At 43.0% G+C, this 22,564-nt stretch carries 16 protein-coding genes; 6 read left to right on the top strand and 10 right to left on the bottom strand.

Features of this window, described 5'->3' with window-relative positions:
- Positions 1-56 precede the first annotated feature (56 nt).
- Entirely contained in the window at positions 57-3,065 is a 3,009-nt protein-coding gene (locus LZF95_RS09770) for a PVC-type heme-binding CxxCH protein (RefSeq protein ID WP_233754806.1), read from the top strand.
- Between the two features lie 111 nt (positions 3,066-3,176).
- The gene (bla, locus tag LZF95_RS09765) at positions 3,177-3,920 is read left to right on the top strand and encodes a subclass B1 metallo-beta-lactamase (protein ID WP_233754805.1); all 744 of its coding nucleotides are present in this window, start codon (positions 3,177-3,179) and stop codon (positions 3,918-3,920) included.
- A 170-nt stretch (positions 3,921-4,090) separates the two neighbouring features.
- On the opposite strand, the gene LZF95_RS09760 is transcribed toward bla, so the two are convergent.
- The 10 genes from LZF95_RS09760 to LZF95_RS09715 all read right to left on the bottom strand — a co-directional run bounded on the left by LZF95_RS09760 (position 4,091) and on the right by LZF95_RS09715 (position 17,625).
- On the bottom strand, positions 4,091-5,239 hold the full coding sequence (locus tag LZF95_RS09760) for a hypothetical protein (protein ID WP_233754804.1): 1,149 nt from the start codon (positions 5,237-5,239) through the stop codon (positions 4,091-4,093).
- A 326-nt stretch (positions 5,240-5,565) separates the two neighbouring features.
- Positions 5,566-6,204 (bottom strand): hypothetical protein, encoded by a 639-nt coding sequence (locus LZF95_RS09755; protein ID WP_233754803.1) that lies wholly within the window; start codon positions 6,202-6,204, stop codon positions 5,566-5,568.
- Between the two features lie 4 nt (positions 6,205-6,208).
- Entirely contained in the window at positions 6,209-6,928 is a 720-nt protein-coding gene (locus tag LZF95_RS09750) for a hypothetical protein (RefSeq protein ID WP_233754802.1), read from the bottom strand.
- Positions 6,929-7,149: 221 nt separating this feature from the next.
- Positions 7,150-7,896, bottom strand: coding sequence for a LytTR family DNA-binding domain-containing protein (locus LZF95_RS09745; protein ID WP_233754801.1), 747 nt, complete (start codon positions 7,894-7,896; stop codon positions 7,150-7,152).
- Positions 7,893-8,771, bottom strand: a complete 879-nt coding sequence (locus LZF95_RS09740) for a sensor histidine kinase (RefSeq protein ID WP_233754800.1) — start codon at positions 8,769-8,771, stop codon at positions 7,893-7,895. Before LZF95_RS09740 ends, LZF95_RS09745 begins: the two co-directional genes overlap by 4 nt.
- A 372-nt stretch (positions 8,772-9,143) precedes the next feature.
- Positions 9,144-10,721: a calcineurin-like phosphoesterase family protein gene (locus LZF95_RS09735; RefSeq protein WP_233754799.1), complete on the bottom strand. Its 1,578-nt coding sequence runs from the start codon at positions 10,719-10,721 to the stop codon at positions 9,144-9,146.
- A gap of 175 nt (positions 10,722-10,896) precedes the next feature.
- A complete protein-coding gene (locus tag LZF95_RS09730; protein ID WP_233754798.1) occupies positions 10,897-12,333 on the bottom strand; it encodes a SusD/RagB family nutrient-binding outer membrane lipoprotein in 1,437 nt (478 codons plus the stop codon).
- Between the two features lie 12 nt (positions 12,334-12,345).
- Positions 12,346-15,831, bottom strand: coding sequence for a SusC/RagA family TonB-linked outer membrane protein (locus LZF95_RS09725; RefSeq protein ID WP_233754797.1), 3,486 nt, complete (start codon positions 15,829-15,831; stop codon positions 12,346-12,348).
- Between the two features lie 176 nt (positions 15,832-16,007).
- Positions 16,008-16,979, bottom strand: a complete 972-nt coding sequence (locus LZF95_RS09720; protein ID WP_233754796.1) for a FecR family protein — start codon at positions 16,977-16,979, stop codon at positions 16,008-16,010.
- 118 nt (positions 16,980-17,097) lie between these two features.
- Entirely contained in the window at positions 17,098-17,625 is a 528-nt protein-coding gene (locus tag LZF95_RS09715; RefSeq protein ID WP_233754795.1) for a sigma-70 family RNA polymerase sigma factor, read from the bottom strand.
- Positions 17,626-17,948: 323 nt separating this feature from the next.
- On the opposite strand from LZF95_RS09715, the gene LZF95_RS09710 reads away from it, so the two are divergent.
- From LZF95_RS09710 to LZF95_RS09695, 4 genes are all read left to right on the top strand, one after another.
- Positions 17,949-18,671 (top strand): 3-ketoacyl-ACP reductase, encoded by a 723-nt coding sequence (locus LZF95_RS09710; RefSeq protein WP_233754794.1) that lies wholly within the window; start codon positions 17,949-17,951, stop codon positions 18,669-18,671.
- Between the two features lie 80 nt (positions 18,672-18,751).
- Positions 18,752-19,657: an NAD(P)/FAD-dependent oxidoreductase gene (locus LZF95_RS09705; protein WP_233754793.1), complete on the top strand. Its 906-nt coding sequence runs from the start codon at positions 18,752-18,754 to the stop codon at positions 19,655-19,657.
- Positions 19,658-19,923: 266 nt separating this feature from the next.
- Complete coding sequence (locus LZF95_RS09700; RefSeq protein WP_233754792.1) at positions 19,924-21,207, top strand: parallel beta-helix domain-containing protein; 1,284 nt, start codon at positions 19,924-19,926, stop codon at positions 21,205-21,207.
- A gap of 47 nt (positions 21,208-21,254) precedes the next feature.
- Positions 21,255-22,310 carry an SO2930 family diheme c-type cytochrome gene (locus LZF95_RS09695; RefSeq protein ID WP_233754791.1) on the top strand — a complete coding sequence of 352 codons (1,056 nt, stop codon included), beginning with the start codon at positions 21,255-21,257 and terminating at the stop codon, positions 22,308-22,310.
- Positions 22,311-22,564 lie beyond the last annotated feature (254 nt).

Here is a 22,564-nt window from a genome sequence, read left to right as displayed (position 1 = left end):
CACCTATTTTTACTTAATTTGGATTCCCAATTACAAACCAATAACCCTTTAAACCTATGTTGAAGAATTTTACTATACTCAGCTTGCTGGGATTTACACTTTTTGCCTGCGAAAGAAAACCTGCACCACTCACCGACGAAGCCTACTCCAACCTTAGCGATGAGGAAAAAAGAAGTCCAAAGCATGCTGTGGATGGCATTGTAGTGACAGATGACAGACTGGAACTTACCCTTTTTGCATCCGAGCCTATGATGTCCAACCCCACCAACATGGATATTGATGACCGGGGACGGGTGTGGATAGCCGAGGCATACAATTATAGAAACTCGCTAAATCCCCGCAACCCTACCAAAGCTGAGGGGGATAGGATCCTGATCATAGAAGACACCAACGGAGATGGGGTGGCGGACAAATCCACCGTCTTTTACCAAGGCACAGATATCAATGCCGCCTTGGGCATTGCCGTGTTGGGCGACAAAGTATATGTTTCCGTCAGTCCGTACGTGTATGTATTCACCGATGCAGATGGGGACGATGTTCCTGAAAAAAAGGAGATTTTGTTCGAAGGAGTAGGCGGGGTACAGCACGACCACGGCATGCATGCGTTCACTTTTGGCCCTGATGGGAAGCTGTATTTCAACTATGGCAATGAAGGGAAAGGGATTCGTCATGCTGATGGCTCACCGATCCTAGATCCTCTGGGAAGACCGGTAAACAGTGAAACACAACCTTATCGTGAAGGAATGGTTTTCCGTATGAATCCGGACGGCTCAGATGTGGAAGTTTTGGCTTGGAATTTTAGAAATAATTACGAAGTAGCCACAGACAGCTACGGTAGAATGTGGCAGTCAGATAACGATGACGACGGCAACCGCAGCACCAGAATCAACTATGTGATGGACTATGGAAACTATGGTTTCAAGGATGAGGTCACAGGAGCTGACTGGAGAGCCAGAAGAATCAACATGGAGGACTCTGTCTATCAGCAACACTGGCATCTGAATGATCCGGGAGTAGTCCCGAACCTACTGCAAACTTATGCAGGTTCGCCTACAGGTATTTTGATTTATGAAGGCAAACTACTTCCTGAGGAGTACCAAAACCAAGTGATCCACTCCGATGCGGGTCCTAATGTGGTAAGAGCCTATCCTGCCGTACCTAAAGGTGCTGGTTTTGATGCGAAAATCATCAATATTCTTGATGGGAACTCTCGCGACAACTGGTTTAGGCCCTCAGATGTTACTGTTGCTCCGGATGGATCACTGTTCGTATCGGACTGGTATGATCCGGGAGTAGGCGGACATGCCATGGGTGATCTGGACAAAGGCAGGATCTATCGAGTGGCGCCAAAGGATGTCAACTACAAGCTCGCAAAGCCTGATTACACCTCCATTTCCTCACTGATCACCTTACTGCAAAACCCAAACAGAGCCACACACTATAAGGCATTCATGGCTTTGGTAGAAAAAGGAGAAGAAGCTAAAGATGCATTGGAGAAATTATTCACGGAAGGAGAAAGTAGGATGCGTGCAAGGGCTTTCTGGGTGCTTACCAAATTGCCAAATGGAAATGACTACATCAAAACAGCCGCGACCGATGGGGATGAAAACATCCGGGTGGCCGCAATACGCGCCTACAGAAACAATAAAATGAGCGATGTCTCTTTCTTACAGGAAATGGCTGGGGATGAATCAGCTCAGGTAAGGCGCGAAGTAGCACTTGCCATACGATATAAAGCTAACCCTGAAGTTTGGCTGAAACTTGTGGAAGGCTACGAAACCGGGGATCGCTGGTATCTGGAAGCTCTGGGGATAGCCGCAGAAGGATTCTGGGATGATTACCTGCCTCTGTACTTGGAGAAAAGCGGTGAGAACTGGATAGAAAGCCAGGAAGCTAAAGATATAATCTGGAGATCACGGGCTTCAAACACAGCTGAGCTTTTAGGAAAAATCATCCTTTCCCAGCCAGGCAGGAACAAAGAAGCCTATTATAGGGCACTGGATTTTCAATCAACCGGAGCCAAAAACTCAACTTTAAAAGCCCTTTTGGCCAATGCACCGGAGGAAGATCAGCTGATAATCCTGAGACAGATCAGTTTTGATCCTAAAAACCCGGACAAACAGATCCTAGCCCTTGCAAAGCAGAGCGCGGCAAGCATCTCCGATGACAGAGACTTTTTGGACATCATCAACAAATACCGTTTGACGGATCAAAAAGACAGGCTCATGAAGCTGGTATATCAGTCTGAGCACAACCAACACTCACAGATGGCCGCCAACAGCTATGCTTCACTATATGGCATGGAGGAAATCCAATCCTACTTCGACGGAACTGACCCGGAAAACACAATTAAGTCAATCCAGAAATTTGGGACGATTGACAATGAAACTATGGCAAAGGCACTTTCGGAAATATATCTGGACGAAGGCAAATCCTCTGAAATAAGAACTGCTGCCATGGAAGCCGCAAAAGGCTATAATTCTGAACCTTATCTTTGGGAGCTGGCTAAGACGGATAAAATCCCTGCCGAGCTGCTGCCCATTGCCCAGAAAATCCTCCTTTCCTCTTGGAATGGAAATATCCGTGCAGAGGCAACTGAGAAATTTGCGAATGCCAGTTCTTCGGGAAATATTGATATATCCAAACTGCTTGCACAGCAGGGCGATGTAGAGAGTGGACTTACTATCTCCAATAACTACTGCCTTGCCTGTCATAAAATAGCAGACAAAGGGGTGGATTTTGGCCCGGGACTTACAGAAATAGGCGACAAGCTTTCCAAAGAAGGGCTGTTCAATGCCATCATCAATCCGTCCGAAGGCATGGGATTTGGATATGAAACCCAGTTGGTCAAAATGAAAGACGGTACTGAATTCACCTGCATAGTCAATTCAAAGACAGAAAATGACCTGGTGGTGAAGTTGGTGGGCAGCGGCGAGCAGAAGATTTACAAACTGGCAGAAGTAGAAAGCGTAACCCAGCTGGAAGAATCTCTTATGCCAAAATTCCCGCTCTCGGAAACGGAGTTGGTGGATCTGGTGAGTTACCTGGAGACGCTGAGGAAATAAAATTTTAGAATTTAGAAAAGTATTCTCAAATCCCGGTTTATGAAAATAGGCCGGGATTTTGTTCGTAAGAAAAACCCTAATTTATCATTCCAATCCCACAATTAATTTTCTATGAAAGCAATTACATTCTTCGCCTTCCTACTTGCTTTATTCCAGATCAGCATCGTTTTAAGTCAGCAAAAGGAGCTTATCTACGAATCTGAAACTCTACAGATCGAGCAAATCAGTCCAAACACCTTCGTCCACATCAGCTACCTGAATACGGATGATTTTGGGAAAGTAAGTTGCAATGGCATGATTGTCATCAACGAGGGAGAAGCCTTGGTATTTGACACTCCTGCAAATGAAGAAGCTAGTTTAGAGCTGCTGAACTGGCTGGAGAAAGAGCAACAAACAACCGTAAAAGGTGTGGTGGCTACGCACTTCCACTGGGACTGTCTGGGTGGGCTGAATGAATTTCATGCCAGGGAAATACCCTCATATGCTTCCTTCAGGACTATTGGATTGGCAAAGGAAGCTGGTTATCCCATTCCTGAAAATGGATTTAAAAAGAAACTGAAACTACAGGCTGGCAATACCCCTGTAATCAACGAATTTTTGGGAGAAGGGCACACCATGGATAATTTCGTATCGTATGTGCCTTCCGACAAGGTACTCTTTGGAGGATGCATGATCAAGGAGCTGGGCGCAGGTAATGGCTACCTGGGAGATGCTAATGTCGCAGCATGGTCAGCTACCGTAAGAAAGGTAAAATCAACATTTCCTAAAACCGCATTTGTAATTCCCGGTCATGGTAAAATTGGCGGGCCAGAACTATTTGATTATACGGAGGAGATGTTTAGGGGGAAAGATTGAAAAGATAAGACCTGCTAGGCTTTCGATAACCTGGCAGGCCTTTTTCTCCAGCAGACCAACTTTTCCAAAGTTTCGAACTTTGGAAAAGTTGCACAAGGAAATCTTAAAAATGAACCATGCACATCCGAGACTGGGGCAAGATCCTGGATTGATATTGTAAATGAATACCATCAATTCTTACTTGGAATTACTTGGATGCCAATCTGGAAAGTGTCAGGAATAGCTATTTTGCTTGAAGTTGCTATAGGCAAATTCATAGAGATTTTAAACTTTCCCGACATGGAAACACCTAAATACACCTGAGAAATCCAAAATGGTTTATCAATTCTATCTGCTTCCTCTAGTTCTTCCTTAGGCTTAAGTGTCTGATAAAAAGCATTCGTACCTTCAATTCTTGCTCCCTTGAAATTTGCGAATAAACTAAATTCTGAATTATTTGTCCTGAGTTCGGCCAATAGTTCAATAGGCAATTCATAGTACCCCGAAAAGGCCTCTCTTTCAATACCACTTCCAAAAACTGGAATATCAGCAATAAACCCAGGCTTAAAACTGCTGTACACAAGGAAGTTTCTACTATTCGAGAAGAATAATGGAAATTCAAATCTCAAATTGGTCAACCCACCGCCACTAAATATTCTGGTATTTGATTCCGATTCCTCTTCATCGCTCCCCGCATAAAATACTGAAGTAAGTCCAACCTTTACAAATCCTACCATTGCGGATATAACATCAGTTGTTGCAGTACCACTAGATTCATTTCCTTGGATCACGAAACTAGTTAGCGTCGAAACTCCTTTTGATGAAACATTTGAATAAAAAAACTCTCCCTCGTATGATCTTTTGACTGGAAGAAATTTAGCCAAGGTTCCAGGTCTGCCATAATACTTATTTATTGAACTGAAAAATCGAGACTTTTTTGTGTTTAATTCTATCTCCGTGTTATAATGTAAAACCGATTTATTAAGTCGAAAAATATACCCTTCTTCCTCTATGTCCGCACGAGAGCTTACTTCTGATATCTTTCTTAAAACTTTACTTCTTTCTTCTTCCAAAACCCTCACTCTATTTAGGTAATAGCATGAAATTTCATGCGCAACAAAAACATCCACCATTAGATCACTATCTGTAGACTCTTCCCTGAAATTTTCATTTAACTCATATATATCCTGTTCACTGAAAAAGTCTCCACTTTTAACCAAGAATTCCATTTTATAAGTGGTGTTAAAGCTAGGAAATTGAGCGTAAGTATTAAAGACATAAAAAAAGTTAACTAAGAATAATTGAGACATCAGAACACCATATTTCTTCAGATTTTTCATAACCGTACGATTTAAATTATAGATAACTGAAGAAATATTATCTATAAAAACCAGACTTTAAACTTGTAATTAGGAACTGGTTGTTATGAAATAGATTTCGGTAGAACCAGGCATCCTCTCTTCCCAGAGCTTAACACAAAAAAAGCATACGGATTAGGATGGGAGCCCGTAGCCGTGTACTTAAATTAGTACTTGAAGGAATATCTATGAAAAACTATCCAAAATCAATACAAAAACACTGGATTATCAAACCAATTTGCAGTCTTTAATTTTAAAAAAACCTTAGAACTAACCTCCGGTCGCTTTCATCTAGAATTCGGTAGTTTTTACCTAGACCCCATTTTTACCAGCCCCACCACAAAAAACCCATACTGTAGGATATTAACCACATTTCGTAATGGCCATACTGCTTGAGCGATGCTGCTAAAAATCAACATATCCACAAAGAAGGTCCCAAAGCAATAGAAGAATATCCCGGACACTATCCAAAACCAAGAATAGCTCATCAAATCCTCTCTTTCTTCCGCCATTCGAAGTAGCGCAAATGCCGTTAAAAAAGAACAGCAGACCATAATGAAAGTGTCTGCTATGGCTACCACAATTGCCGGATTAAAATCTGTGAGATAAACAACCGAGGCCCGGATAAGAAAAATAATTAGTACAACTACCCAAAGCGTATTTCTAAACAGAATAACCTTCTTATGTTTAAAAAACGAGCAAGCCAGCCAGATAAAAAATATAGCCTCGAAAAATAAATAGAAGTATTGAAAAATAGCGTGGATAATAAAATCGCTTCCGTTCCAAAATAAAACCCAGCCCAAACCATCCACCATAGCTCCAATTAAAAGAAACACAAAAAACCAGCGAATTTTGGTATCGCTGATTTTCAATCTGAATCCCGCAAAAATCAAAGGAATCCAGATGGCAATTGAAGAGATTTCTTGAAATGGAATCAACTCTAACATCCGATTAGGAATAAGGAGGAGGTGGCCAGGATTTTTGAAGTAATTGAGGAGATGGCATTGTTGGAGTTACCACTCTATTTGTGCCATCTGAATTCATCGGAACCAAAAACATCCTGATCTTATTCTGAAGCTCATTTGGATCAAAACCAAAATAGTACCGGAAAAAAGTGGGATTTCCATTCCCATTTCCAAGCAACTCTTCAAAATAGTCATTTTTCTCATCCTTAGACTCGAAGTAACCATGACCGTACGCATTGAATTTCCAAAACTCTGGTTTACCCAGAAAGCAGTGCATTTTTCGCAAAACATCTGAGTTGTTCTCTAAAGTATGTTGCGCAGCAGTACTTCCCTGCTGCTGTTCTAAAACCACTTGGCCATTCCTTGTATCCAGCCTAGCTCCTTGAATATTCAACGGCAGATATAATTTAGCCGAAGAAGGGATAAGACCTCTGGCTAAACTAGAATCACTTTTTGGGTAACTAAAACCAAACCTTGGCTCCATCGCCAAATACAAAACATCATTAGCCATTTGTCCACATTGCCCAAAACAAAACCAAAACATTAAACCCGAGAATGTATGATCTTTTCTCCATTCGTTTACCAAATCAGCCGAAAACACTCCGCTCAAAGATTGGGAAAAGTGAGTAGACAATTCGGGGTCCGACACTTTGTCCAAATACTCCGCTGCCCTAGAATAATTGATCACTAAAGATTTCTTTCCCATATTGAATGTATTTTAATTCAATTTAATATTTACTCTTTCTTTAAAATTATTAGTGGTACAAAGATCCTATCATGGTATTATTTTCAAACCTTGATTTAGCATCTAGCTACTCTCCCAAAGTAAATGGCGTATTCTAAATAGAATTTGGTTAGAAAAAACTCAAACTAAATACTTAAATTATCAATACCTGAGAATTTCAACAAATGAGCATTGATAATTGATCATTGACCCCTCACCTTCCCCAAAAACTCCTCCTTCCTTCTTCGAGACACGTCCACCACACTTCCATCGCTAAGCTTTACCTGCCCGCCTTCTCCTTTCAAATATTCGGTGACATAATCCAGGTTGATCAAATGCGAATTATGCACACGGCAAAAGCCATGATGCTCCAGCATGGTTTCCACATCCTTGAGTGTTTTGGAAACCAATATTTTCCGCTTGTCCCGCAGGAAAAAGGTTGTGTAGGTATTGTCTGATTCACAGCGTATCACCTCCTTTATTTCCACAAAAAGATAGCCGTGAAGCGTAGGCAAGGCGATCTTCGCTTTTTCCTTGGGAGACTGGAGATTGTAAATAAGCTGTTTGAGCTTTGGTGTCTGATCTTCATTTTTCTGCAAGAATCGGCCTATTGCCGCCTTAAACTCTTTCGGATCAATAGGTTTGAGCAAATAATCCAATGCTGCAAGCCGAAAAGCACGAATCGCAAAGTCTTGGAATGAAGTGATGAATATTAGCTCAAAATCAATCGTATCAAGACTTGCGAGCCAGTCAAAAGACATCCCTCCCGGCAGCATTACATCGCAAAAAACCAAATCGGGATGCAGTTGTCTGCATAGCCTATCGGCATCATCAAGATCTCTCGCTTCCCCTATGACCTGAATTTCTGGGTATCCGGCAAGCAAATGTTTCAGTTCCTCCCTCGCCTGTCGCTCATCTTCTATCAGTACTACTGTGTATATCTTTCTCATTCTTCTTCAAATGGAATTGTCAAGGTGACCAATCTTCCGCCCTGGGGAGGCTCACTATAAGTATATCCTGCCTCTACTCCCAACCATTCATTCAGCGTTGCAAATCGCCCCTCCATCAAATGAATCCCCATACTGCTTTTCTTCACCAAATTACTGAGATCAAAATCAGGCTTATTGGATCTTGACTCACCCTCATCACTAATTTCACATATCAGCGTAGTATCGGTTTTTCGTCTTATTTTCAATGAAATTCTCCCCCCTTGGCTCAATCCATGCCAGACGGCATTCTCCAAAAAAGGCTGTATCAGCATGGGAGGAATATAGGTGTTCTCCTTAGAAAGAGAGTCATCACTCCTAAACTCAAATTCAAACGTATGCTCCATCCTCAACTGCTCAAGCTCTAGGTAAAGCTCATTTGCTTCAAGCTCCTCCTGAAGGGTAACCCATTTCCGGGCTGAACTTTCCAGTACATAACGGATGAGTTTGGAAAACTTGACCAGATATTCACTGGCTTCTACCGGCTCTTGTTTTTGAATAAAATGATGAATGGAATTCAGGCAGTTGAAGATAAAATGGGGATTGATTTGGGATCTAAGTGCTTTCAGTTCACCCTCTGCCTTACTCAATCGTAATTCCGTTTCTTTTCGCTTAAAATCAGATTCTCTTCGTGACCGATAAATCACAAATATGATAAACGAAAAAGCCAAAACCACAGGTATCAACCCCAGTACCAGGGCCAAGGCTACCTCATTAGTAGAATCCTCATTTATCAATTCCCCAGCAGCTTCTGTTTTTGCTTGAATCCAAAAAAATCTAAAATCAATCCAAGATGGGTACAAGGCAGCTGTGGTTAGGGTGAGTGAGTGGTTATTCAAACTGTTAAAATAGCCTATTTAAGCTATCTTTTTCCAAAACAGGCTTCCCTTTTTCCAAAAAACACATGCGTATATCCCATAATATCCCTGGTTTTGACCCAGGAAATCACTTTTCTATCAAAACATTTCAAAGGTTTGCTAATAATTAGGTCAAAAATCAACAAAGTTCTTTGTGATCAACCCTTGCAGGGTTCTACCAATTGGATTTTTCAAGGCTATTTCTCTGTGACTTCGACAAGACTTAAGGAGCTAGCCCAAGCCTGAGACAAAAAAACAACCGTACTCTCGCAAAACATCCCGTACTTCCACTGAGCAACACCCAAAAAAGCCCTTGCGGATATCCACAAGGGCTTTCCAAATTTAAATCCTAATTTATTTTCTCTCAATAACGCGTATAGTAGCCTCACCAGTATGAACCTGCCCAAAGCGGTCTGTAGCCTGAATGTGAATCACATGCTCTCCCGCTTCCAATCCGTTTGGAATTCCTCCTCTCCAAAGGTGCTTGCTCTCAGCAGGATTGGAAGGTCGTCTCCCCTCGATCAATTCTTCCGTCACATCCCACTCAAACAAGTCTATTAAGTATGAAGGATCATAATCCTCAACTTTAGCCGCGGTTTTCCATTCTCCCTCATCAAACTTGATCAGCACCTCATCTCCTTCTCCACCCATGAAGAAGTTTACAAAGATGCCTGCGGTGGTACGTTTGTCTTTTTCCAGAACCTTTGGCGCAAAAATCTCCATTTGATAATCACTCGATTTCCCTGCTACCTGATAGCGGATTTTATATTGATTTCCCTCGAAATCAATCAGTGCATATCCCTTTGGGGTGCCATCACGCATGGTGGACACAGGAACTCCGTTTTCATCCAAAGTGCCTTTATACCAATCCCCTGAAGTAGTCCCCACATTGTAATGATGATGCGGCTTATCCTGTTTCCAACCATCTTCCCTGAAGAAATAATCCTGCTTCTGCAAATGTGTATGAGCAGAAAGAGAAAGGGTGTAAGGGAAATCCTCCAACAAATCGAAAATTTCCTGTCTGTCTTCATCTCGGAAGGAATCCCCCTCCTCTGCCAAAGGGATGTGCATTGCTATCACGATGAGATGATCCTTAGGTACATACTTCAGGTCATTTCTCAAAAAGTCCAATTGATCGGAACGCATTCCTCCCCAATATCCCTGCTGATCTCTAGGATCCGGCCACAGTATATCATCCAATACAATGAAATGCACCTTACCTACATTATATGCATAGGTACTTGGACCAAAATGAGCTTCAAATGTTTCATCCGCCCATTCATCCTTGTCCACATCATAATTCTGATCGTGATTCCCCATGACATTGTACCAGGGCAGGCCTACTTTCGACACTGCTTTGGCATAGGGAGCAAACAAATCCAGATCATCACCTACTAAATCCCCAAGCGAAAGACCAAATGCCACATCTTGAATCCCTACCACTTCGCTTACTATTCCGCGGTCGAAGAAGTCAACTTCCTCTAGCGTATAGGGCTGTGGATCACCGAAAATCAACGCAGTAAAATCATCAGACTCCTCTGTGGCAGTCATGGCAAAGTTGATTTCCTTTGGTAAGGCTCCCGTAGGAGCCGAACCTGCGTATTTTAGATCAGGCGAGCCCGTAGGCTTGTGGATGTAGTAGAACGTGGGCTTATTTAAGGAATCCAGCGCTGCGGAAAACCCACTTGGCTTAATCACGAAAAGTAGCTGACCATCCTTTAGGCTTATTTCATAATAGCCTTTTTCATCCGTCTGAACTACCTCTTGACCATTGGAAACACTGACTGCCGGAATTCCCATTTCACGTCGCTGTTTCTTTCCATCTCCATTGGTGTCATGATAGACATAGCCCTTTGCGAGTTCTTGGGAGAAGGCTGTGAAACTTGTGAGAATCAAGGCTACTGTCAGCCCTGTGTTTAAGATTTTTTTCATTTTCTTATGCTTTGTATTTTCCTATAAATAAGCACTTTGTGGAATTATTGCAAGTTTATGTTCTCAGACTGGCGGTGTTTGTGGTATGTCCGGAGTCGGCTGTACTTTGGTCTCTGTAATTTGTGCTGAGCGAAGTCCAAGCATCTCTCATCCGGCATCCGGCAATAGGTAGCTTTTACTTCTCCCACCATACTTTAGTATTGATATCATCTGCTCCCATTCGGGCTACAGCTACTGAATAATTATCCGGATTGTTGACCTGCACACTTACAGGATAACGAAATCTTACAGGAGCCTGCTGATTGTTTAGCATCCCCTCGTTCCTTGGAAGGACAGGAAAACCGGTTCTGCGGTATTCAAACCACTGCTGATAATCATTGAAATATAATCCCAAATATTTCTGGAGCATTATCCGCTCTAAGGTTCCATCATAAGCTGCTTCAGGATTTTCAAAGTAGTCTTCAGTGGCCTCAATTCCCCACTGCTCCATGGCAGCTTTTACGCCATTTTCATAATGAACTTCCGCCTCTGTGCCTATTGCGCCTCGTTGCGCCAATTCCGCTTTGATAAATTCCACTTCGGCATATGTCAACAACAAGGAAATCATCGGTGCTTCCACTAAAGCTCTATTATGATTGCTTGGAAGAAACTGGAATTGGTTGTCATTTCCGGCATAGCCACTAGGGATCCCCTTGTACCCTATCGTAGTCGTACCATCAATATCCCTGGCTTGTGTCATAAACTTGGCGCGGCGGGGATCCTCCAGGCTATTCAACTGATCAGCGAAAAATTCAGAAATCGAACGGAAAGTCGTGAAGTCTATGGCTCTACCCCACGGGGAAAGATTAGGAGTCACCCCCGTGATCTGCAGTATGGCCGATTCCGCAGTATTCTGAAAGACAGGGTACTGATCTGGATTGTTGCTTATCGATCCAAGCTTCTCAAAGGAACTAAACTCTGCCCTATTGGATACTCTTAACAGCAACCTCATGTGTAGGGAATTGGTGAACTTCCTCCACTTCATCACATCATTATGAAAGAGAATATCATCTCCATAGATCATTGGCTGTGCATCATCATAGAGCGAATTTGCCCGCTCCAAATCCTGGAAAATCTGGGCATAAACCTCTTCTTGGGTATCAAACTTTGGCTGGAAGATACCTTCCTCTGCACGACTGGCCTCCACCATAGGTATATCCCCAAAGCTATCGGTCAACTGACTTAGGCAATAAGCCCGCAAAGTCAGTGCAATTGCCTCGTAATTTACATCTGAATTTGCAATGGAGGAAGCCTCCATCTCCTTGATATTGATCAACCATCGGTAATAAGTGTTCCAGGTAGAATTCCCTGCAGCTTCTGAGATGTCATAGCGATGAATCCCTCCATTGGCACTGGGAAACGGCAAGGCTACCTGCATCACCTGAAAGGTAAACCCATCTGCTCTGTCTGTCCCAAAGCTGGATATCCCGTAGATGATAGGGTTCAGCAATGTTCCCGGGCTGATCTGATCAATCCTATTTGGATCTGTGTTGATTTCTTCAAAATCACCGGTGCAGGACACCGATGCCCACGCCAAAGATCCCAACAAAAGTATTGCGATATATTTTTTCATACTGGTCATTATTTAAAACTTAAGGGTAATATTCACTCCCATGTTGCGTGTACTTGGTAATTGTCCCATTTCTACTCCAGGAAGCAAGGTTCCTCCATTCAGTGCTGCAGTTTCCGGATCAAACATTGGGAACTTGGTCCACATCGCCAGATCCCGGCCATAGAGTGCTATAGAAGCCTGACGAATCCCGGTTTTCTGAAGGAGTCTGACAGGAACCCCATATTCCACTCTCATTTCACGAAGTTTTATAAAAGAAGCATCAAAGGAATTGGACTCAACATTGGCTCTTCGGTAGTATTCTGTGTAGTAATCAGCAAGGTTTACCTCCGTGGTATTAGGTGAATAGGTCCCATCTCCGTTATCCACTACTCCCTCACCTATGATAAATCCGTCTTCCCTTCCTTTTAGTGTATGGGTAAGCTTTCCTTGTTCGGACATTTTATGGTGTGTCTGGGAATAAACAATTCCTCCATACTGCCCATCAAACAAGACACTCATCCGTAAATTTTTATAGACAAACTCATTTCTAAATCCGCCTTTCCACTTAGCATAGGCATTACCCCTATACTCGATCTCGGCGGGTCTCAATGGAAGCCCGTTGCTGCCATACACTATTTCACCTTCTGGAGATCGCACAAACCCAAAACCATAGATATCTCCAGTGGTACCTCCCACTTTTGCAATAATGGACGCGTTTCCACCAGTACCTATAACCTGGCTCCCGTCCACCTCATCAGGCAGGGACAACACCTCATTTTTGTTTTTGGCCCAAGTGACAAAAGAATTCCACTGAAAATCATTGGTCTTAACAGGACTACCGTTCAAGACCAGTTCCACTCCCTTGTTCTGCACTTTACCCGCATTCAGAATCGCCCTGGAATATCCTGAGGTAATATCTACCGGCACCTCTAGAATCTGGTTTTTGGTCTCAGAAATGTAAAAATTCACGTCAAAACCCAATCTTCTATTGAGAAATATCATCTCCAATCCTGTCTCAAAACTGGTGGTGATTTCAGGTTTGAAGCCAACATTATACAAGGTGGATGGCACAGATGCCGACCCCGAGAACTCACTCTGCCCATAGTACTTAGAGGTGCGATAGGGATCTGTATCATTCCCCACCTGAGCACCTGATATACGCAGTTTTGCAAACGAAACCTCACTAGGCAAGGCAAAAATATCCGAGAGCACAAAACTTGTACTTACTGATGGATAGAAGAAACTGTTGTTTTGAATAGGTAGCGTACTGGACCAGTCATTCCTCCCCGTGATGTCCACAAATAATTTTTCATCAAAATCCATCGTGACCAAGCCATAAAGGGAATTGATCACACGATTGTTATCATTAGTAGAAAGCACTGGGTTGTTGATGCCATTTGCGAGTTTGTACACCCCTGGGATTACCAGACCGTCCACATAAGCCGACATCATTCGGTATTTTCTGGTCATGTGGTTAGCTCCCACACTTGCTCTCAGGGATATTTTCTCAGCGAGTTTACCATTGTAGGTGAAAAGGAAATCCGAGTTCTGCTCATAGTTGGTGATATTCTGCTCTTTGTAATACCCTCTTTGGAAGTTAGCCGTACTGTAAGGCCTCTGCTGGGCACGCTCTTCCTGGCTCATAGCCAACCCAGTCCTCACCATCAGTTCAAAATGATCGCTAAAGGTGTAATTGGCAGAAAGATTCCCAAATACTGAATTGTTGTTCACGGAGTTGGTCATCTCATAAGCGATCAAATAAGGATTGTCTATAAAAGAACTAAATGGGTGTACCTGATCTACATTTTCTTGGCCTTCTTTCCAGATTGGCCTATACCATTCCAGATCAATGCTAGGGTTTTGGAAGATCATGAAGTAGGAGATTGACTGGTTGTTGTAACCCGTGGCCGGAAGATTGTCCGAACTCTTATTTGTATAATTTACTTTTGCATTCAGCTTCAATCGCTTGCTTATCTGCTGGGAAGCTGAAAGGGCTGCTACCAAGCGATCAAATCCGGTATTCGGCATGATCCATTCGTTTTTGGTCTGGGTGATAGATGCCCTCAAGGCACCACCTTCGTTTGCACCTTCCAAAGACACACTGTTGATCATATTGAACCCAGTTCTCCAGAATCCAGTCACATTATCCCGGTATGGCCTCCAGAGCTGACGCTCTGCCGATTGTCCTTCGAGGGTAGGATCATATTGAAAATAATATTGTCCGTCAAACTTAGGACCAAATGCACTACTCGTCCCACCCGTACTGGAACCATCTTCGGAAGCCCCATAGCTATAGTACAGCTCTCCATCGGCATTGAAAGCCCGCCCGGTACCCTGTCCATATTCATACTGTCTGTCTGGCCATTTCAGAACATTTTGTAAACTAAAATTAGAGTTAATAGTGACTCCCAGCCCTTTATTTTTCTTCGAGCCACTCTTCGTGGTCACGATCAATGCTCCATTGGCCGCACGGCTTCCATACAGCGCAGTAGCACTAGCTCCTTTCAGCACGGTAATGTTTTCAATGTCATCAGGATTGATATCCGCTATCCCATTTCCGAAATCAATGGGGACATCGTTTCCTGACCCTGCGCCATAGGCATTGCTTACGCCGGAAGAAGTCAGGCCTGAATTCATAGGAACGCCATCCACAACAATCAGGGCGAAATTCCCATTTGGATTAAGGGAGTTGTCCCCCCTCAAGCTGATCTGCGAGGAATTCATCGGCCCAGAACCCGCAGAAAGAACGTTCAGACCAGCTACTTTACCCCGAAGCGCATCAGACCAGTTGTTTGACCTAGCATCAAGCAGCTCTTCTGAGTCCACTTTTTGTGTAGCATAGCCAAGTGCTTTCTCTTCTCTTTTGATGCCTAGCGCAGTCACCACCACTTCTCCTAAGACATCGTCATCTAACCTCAGTCTGATGGTAAGCTCAGTCTGATTTGATGCCTGCACTTCTTGCTTATCATAACCCACATAGGAGAATACCAATACCTCTCCCTCATTCACCGAAATGCTAAACTTGCCATCCAGATCTGTAGTGGTACCTGTGGCAGTACCTTTAATGATTATATTTACACCAGGCAGGGTTTCTCCAGAGTCTTCATCGACTACAATACCTGAAATTGTCACTCTGTCCTGAGTTGATGCCTGCAGTGTTGGTTTCTTTTTGTTGCTTACCGCTATAGTATTGTTAATCTGCTTGAATTTTAGATTGGACTGACCTGAAATTTCCTCCAGGATAGTCTGCAAGTCAGTCCGGGTCTTAGAATAAGTCACTTTTGTATTAAGTGCCAGTTTTGTTTCGTAGGAGAACTTAAATCCTGTCTGTCTCTCTATCTGTGAAAAGGACTCTGAAAGAGCCAATTCGCCGGAACTAAACGAGACAAAAGTCTCCTCCAATTTTTGGGCATGGAGGTCGACGGCAAACACCATCGTGTGCATCCAGCAACTGAGTAAGCAAGCCGTAAATAATCTCATAACCAAGGTTCTTAAGGCAGGTGGTAACTTTTTTTTCATGTGTTTATAATTGTTTTTCAATGGTCACATGGAATCTCGCACGGGGAATAATCATCCCTTTGTGTGTCGCCTTCGACATGCTCGATTTCATATTTTTAAGTGTTCATGTGATTAACTGTCTGAAGCATTTATTTACCGGAGCAGAATGGATTTGTTGGCGCGGATCCATTCATTTTCTAGGGGCAGTTTTTAAAGGTTAGGGTTATGTTTTTTCCATCAATTTGGTAGTGAAGCGGGATCGAGTACTGGATCAGTTGAAGTATGCTTTCCAGGCTTTGATTTTGATAAGTCCCGGAAATCTGACAGGTATTGGATGATTTGAGATCTGAAGTGATTTTGACACCATACCAATCTTCCAGCGTTTGGATCATTCCCTCCATAGATGTATGATCAAATGCCAACACATCCTCCGTCCACAAGAACAATGGATCATTCTCGGCTATAGTTGACACAGCTCCGGCTTGTTCTGCATAGTCAAGCCGAAGATTAGGAGTAAGCATAAAAAACGTATCCACCTGATCAGAGACCTTCACCAGCCCCGTTTTCACCGCTACTACTTGTTTCTGATTGGGCTGGTTCCGGATCAAAAATGAAGTGCCGAGTACTTCTGTAGTAAGGTTGGCAGACTCCACCCTAAAAGGGTGAAGCGTATCTTTCTTTACTTCGAAAAAAGCTTCTCCGGAAAGCATAATGAATCTGTTTTCAGAGAAGTTTTCGGCAACCTTTATCGTTGTATTATGGAATAAACTGACTGCGGATCCGTCTGGTAATCGGATCTTTTTGATCATGCCATAGCCGTTTTCAAAAGTGACAAAAGCAGGCTCTGAATCTTCTGCTGGGATAGAAGACGAAATCTTCACGGCCAATAGACCGATACCGATGAGAAAAACAGTACACGCTGCAACTTTCCATCCGGCAAAATCCCTTTTGGATACAGGATTATGTGAATGAAGATGGGCGGACTTCTTGATTTTTTGGAGCAGCTCCTCCTCTACCTGCTCCTTACTTCGATTCTTATAGTCCTGAATCTGCCATTTTGCATCTAACCCCTCATCATACCAGGAATTGAACTGCCGCACTTCTTGTTCAGAAGCTTTTCCTCTAAGGATTCTGGAAATGATACCCAAAAGGGCTGATGGTAATCTCATGAGTAATGGTCTTTCATCTATTAAGTCTGAAATACCGCCTTCGACTACTGCCCGATTTGATTATCTAATCATGAAATATGCCTGATCAAAAATTAATCTGCCCTTAACAAAGAAGCTTTCAGGCAAGGAGATATACAGCAAGTGCAGGAGCCAAATGCTTCAATTCACCACGCATGATTTTGAGGGATTTGCTCAGTTGATTGTGGACAGTCTGAGGAGAAACCTTAAGTTTATCCGCAATTTCATCTACAGAATAACCTTCCAGTCTGCTCATCCGAAAGACCAGTTGAGCACGGGGAGGAAGCATTTCTACAGCGATTTCTATCTCATGGAAAAGTTCCTCAAATCCAAAAACATCCTCTTCATAATAGGCCTCAGGAAGGTTATGGCTGTTATCCTTTCTTATTTTGGCTTGCCCATCAAAGTGCTTCATGACCTGATATTTCACTGCTGTCAATAGATAGGCCTTTATTCCAGATTTTATTTCCAAGGACTCCCTTCTTTGCCAGATATCTATAAAAATCTCCTGAAGAATATCCTCCACGACAGCCTGATCCCCTATTTTACTATAGGCACTTTGGTACATGAGTTCCCAATTGTCCTTGAAAACCTGTTCGAAATGTGCTGTATTCTGAAAAGTGGACATAATCCTTTAGCTATATTCCAAAAATAATTCGGCTGAAGGTTAAAGCTGAAAATGGTAGGTTATGATATTATTAAGAGGCGTTTTTTATCAGATGAAAACCGTTCATTTTAAAAGAAAATTTCATGATTGAAACTCCAAAATAAGAGTTAAAAGGATTATTCTCACTCCACTATCTGCGAAGATCAGCGTCCTTTTCAGCGATAATCCGCGGGAATATTAAAGACTATAAAAAAATCATCAACCTTACTTAGACTTGCTCAGACGACAAATGAACTCTCAACCAAGATTTTGAATTAGATCTATAACTTTTAAAAGATCAAGAAATGCAATCACTACAAGGAAAAACCGCGCTGATCACCGGCGCAGGAAAAGGATTAGGCAAAGCTATTTCACTGGCTTTAGCCAAAGAAGGCGTTCATTTGGCACTTCTATCAAGGACAGAATCAGATTTGCTAGCTGTCAAAGAAGCCGTGGCAGGAATAGACTCTTCTCTGAAAGTTGCAATAGCAGTAGCGGATCAGTCTGATTTCTCCAGCATTAAGCCAGCGATTGCCTCACTGATCTCTGAACTGGGAGTACCAGATATTCTTGTCAACAATGCGGGCGGAGGGAAATTTGGGAAATTCCTTGATCTGGAAGTGAGCGAATGGGAAAACATTATCAAAGTCAATCTGCTAGGAGTGTACTATGTAATTCACGAAGTTCTTCCAGGCATGCTTGCCCGCAAGTCAGGTGATATCGTAAATGTATCCTCCACTGCAGGCCAAAAAGGAAATGCGATGACCAGTGCCTATAGTGCGTCCAAGTTTGGATTGAACGGGCTTACCGAGTCTCTTATGCAGGAAGTCCGCAAGTCAGATATCCGTGTTTTTAGTATGACACCAAGCACTATTGCAACTGACCTGGCTATCGGAAACAAGCTGACAGATGGCAATCCTGACAAAGTATTACAACCTGAGGATTTTGCCGAGCTGCTTGTAGCCCACTTGAAACTGCCGAAAAGAGCTTTGGTGAAAAATGTGGAGTTCTGGTCAACAAATCCATGAGATATACTTGAATCCATAAATGCAATATTATTGCATTTATGGATTCTGTTTTTACCTTTGTTTCTCTAACTGGATAAAAAATGGAAGCAAGCAAATTTGATGTGATCATCGTAGGAGGAAGTTACGCCGGACTGTCAGCGGCTATGGCATTGGGAAGATCTTTGAGGAAAGTGTTGGTGATAGATGCCGGAAAACCCTGCAACCGACAAACCCCACATTCCCATAATTTTTTGACGCAGGATGGTAAAACTCCGGCAGAAATCTCAACTTTAGCCAGACAGCAAGTAGAGCTATACGACACAGTTACATTCTTATCCGACTATGCGGTATCCGGCAAAAAATCTGAAGAGGGATTTGAAATTCAGACTGAATCAGGCAAAGGGTTCCAAAGCAAAAAACTGATTCTCGCCACAGGGGTCAAAGATATCATGCCACAGATTCCGGGTTTTGCTGAGTGCTGGGGAATATCCGTAATCCATTGTCCGTATTGTCATGGCTATGAAGTCAGAAATCAGAAAACCGGGATTTTGGCAAATGGGGATTTTGCCTTTGAGTTTGGGAAAATGATTACAAATTGGACCGGAGACCTGACACTTTTCACCAATGGAAAATCAACTTTGACAGATGAGCAAACGGCTAAACTGACTGGAAAGGGAGTAAGTGTCATTGAAACTGAGATTGATCATATATCCCATACAAACGGAAATCTTGAACAGCTGATTCTCAAAGATGGGACTAATATCCCTTTGCAGGCTTTGTATGCCAAGGCTGACTTTACGCAAAGTTCAAACCTCCCTTCCAGCCTAGGGATTGAGTTGACTGACCATGGTCATATCAAAGTTGATCCCATGCAAAAGACCTCCATTCCCGGGATATATGCCTGCGGGGATAGCACCACCCAGTTTCGGTCGGTTTCTTATGCAGTATCTACCGGCACTATGGCCGGAGCTGCATGCAATAAGGAATTGATAGAGGCGGAATTTTAAAAAACCCAAGAAGCTTTCGAAGCACTTGATCATAGAAAAATTTCAGGTTTTTCACTCTTTTAGGCCTACCTTGCGGGGGTAGGCCTTCACTTCCTTACCCGGACAATTATACACACTTTTTTCTACTAATTGATCCCCAATCTAGATGGATAAGGCTGGCATTCAAAGCAGGCCTGTAGGATCACCGATGATTTATTGACAAAAGTCAAAGAAAACTGTTTTTGATTTTAGGTAGATTTGAGAAGCCCAAAATATTCTCCTGCCTTATGAAAAAGTTATATTTCATCTTCTCCGTATTTTCTATTTATAGCTGTAGCACTTCTTCCAATGAACGGACTTTTGACAGCTCCAAGTTACCGAGAATGAACCAAGAGCAAACCGAAAAAATCGTCGAGGCTTTTATTATGGCAGAAGATGGGGCTACAATAGAAATACCATCCGGCTTCTTCGAATTAAATACCCAGCTTATTCTGGACAATAAGTCAAACATCACTATCAAGGGTGCGGGGCTTGGGCAAACAGTGCTCTCCTTCAAAAACCTAAAGACAGGAGGGGAAGGAATCAAACTGGTAGGAAACAACATCACCATAGAGGATCTAACTGTAGAGGATGCTCCTGGCGATGGGGTAAAGGCCCAGCATACAGACGGCATCACCTTCCGCAGGATCAATGTCACCTGGACCAATGGAGACAAATCCAAAAACGGGACCTATGCGATCTATCCTGTGCAGTGCAAGAATGTGATGGTCGATGAGGTAATCGCCTCACATTCCCGTGATGCAGGCATCTATGTGGGCCAGTCAGAAAACATCATCGTTAAAAATTCCCTGGCCTTTGGGAATGTCGCCGGAATAGAAATAGAAAACTGCGACAATGCAGAGGTATTCGGCAACATAGTCCGTGACAATACCGGGGGGATTTTGGTTTTTAATCTACCGGGGCTGCCAAAAGCTGATGGAGCGAGAACCAAAATCTACAACAACGACATCATTGAGAACAACCACGAGAACTTTGCCACAGCAATCGGAGAAGAGCCAAATGGCAACACAGTGACCATGATTCCTCCCGGTTCAGGAGTGATTCTTTTGGCCGCCAAAGAAGTGGAGATCTACAACAACCGGATCCTAAAAAACAAAACCACAGGTGTGGCCATCGCAAGTTATCAGATCACCGGATACCCCAGCGATGCGCCTAACTGGTCTCCTTATACAACAGATATCTATATCCATGACAATGAATACGACCGTACAAAAGGTTTTCCCGATTTAAGTAGAGAACTGGGTCAATTGATCAGCATTTACAATGCACACGGCAAAGCCAGGACACAGGACATAGTCTATGATGGAATCTGGGATGAAAGTATCAGTAGTGACATCGCCACCAATCCTATGCGGATCTGCCTGTCAGAGAAAGGAATGGAGGAGCTCTATTTCACCAGATTTGACTTCTCTGAAGGTGAGGACAATATCAAGGCATTTTCAGATGTATCTCCTTTCCAAAACTGCACCATAGCAGTGAGCACCAACGTCAACGCAATTGCTGAAATGTAATGGGAAACAATAGGATTTTTTGGTCATTCAATCTTGTACTGGTTCTGATGCTGATTATAAGTGCATGCACAACTGAATCATCAAGTTCAGAAATCAAAGAAACTGCTCTGGAAGATGAACTTGCCGATGGAAGATTTCCATACAAAAGGTTATCTACATACGGTTTCTTTATGGGGGAATTACATGATTTAATTCCCGTGAATGAAGTAATTCCATATCGACCGGCTTCGTCCCTATTCACTGATTATGCCTTCAAAAGCCGCTTCATCTTCTTTCCTGAAGGAGAAAAAGCCATACTTGCATCTAATGAACTTAACTTTCCAGAAGGCACTGTGCTGATCAAAAACTTCTATTACCCAGCTGACTTCCGCAAAACAGAGGAAAACAGAAGAATCATAGAAACCAGGCTTTTAATCAACTCTGAAAAAGGCTGGGAAGCATTTCCCTACATCTGGAATGAAAACCAGACAGATGCGGTATTAAAAGTTGTGGGAGGAGAATCTGAGGTTACTTTCATCGATCACAGCGGCAAAAAACAGCTGATCAACTACCTCGTCCCGAATAAAAACCAATGCAAAACCTGCCATAATCAGAATGAGACACTGGTGCCTATAGGAGTAAAAGTGCAGCATCTCAACCATGAATTTGAATATAAATCAGGAAAGGAAAATCAACTGGCTCACTGGACAGAATCAGGGAAGTTGGAAGGATTTGAAGGAGTAAAAGCCCATCCCGCCATGGTCAACTATGAAGACAAAAATCTTCCTCTTGATGAGCGTGCGATGGCTTACTTGGATATCAACTGCTCTCATTGCCATAGTGCAGCAGGCCCAGCAAGTACTTCTGGGCTTTTCCTTACTTATGATGAGTCCGACCCTAGGAAGCTTGGCGTGAGCAAAATCCCAGTCGCTGCCGGAAATGGTGCTGGAACCTATGATTTTGATATTGTCCCTGGCAATGCTGACAAATCCATTATTCCCCATCGCATGAACTCCACGGAAGTAGGCATAGCCATGCCGGAACTTGGGCGTACGACAGTCCACACAGAGGGTGTGCAGCTGATCAAGGACTGGATCAATGGCATGGACAAAGAAAATAAGTAGTTCTTCGACTTGGCTTCCACCCGCACTATTCCTTGCGAAATCTTTGCGGCTTTACGCTAGAAAACCTGCCAGGTTTACATCTTCGGGTATTGTTGAAACAGCTGTTTATTTCTCACTCCCAACAGGAAAGCCTGGCAGGTTTAGAGCAGTAGCCAAAATTTAAAATTACGGGACAGGAACGTTTAGTGGAAATCATTTACTTCTCCACAAATACAGGGCTTTTACAACTTGGCTTTCAGCCCCCCTTCCTCTTT

The organism is Algoriphagus sp. AGSA1 (assembly GCF_021390545.1).
GTDB lineage: Bacteria > Bacteroidota > Bacteroidia > Cytophagales > Cyclobacteriaceae > Algoriphagus.
Note: the sequence above shows the minus strand (reverse complement) of the source record. Positions and strands in the feature narration are given on the sequence as shown.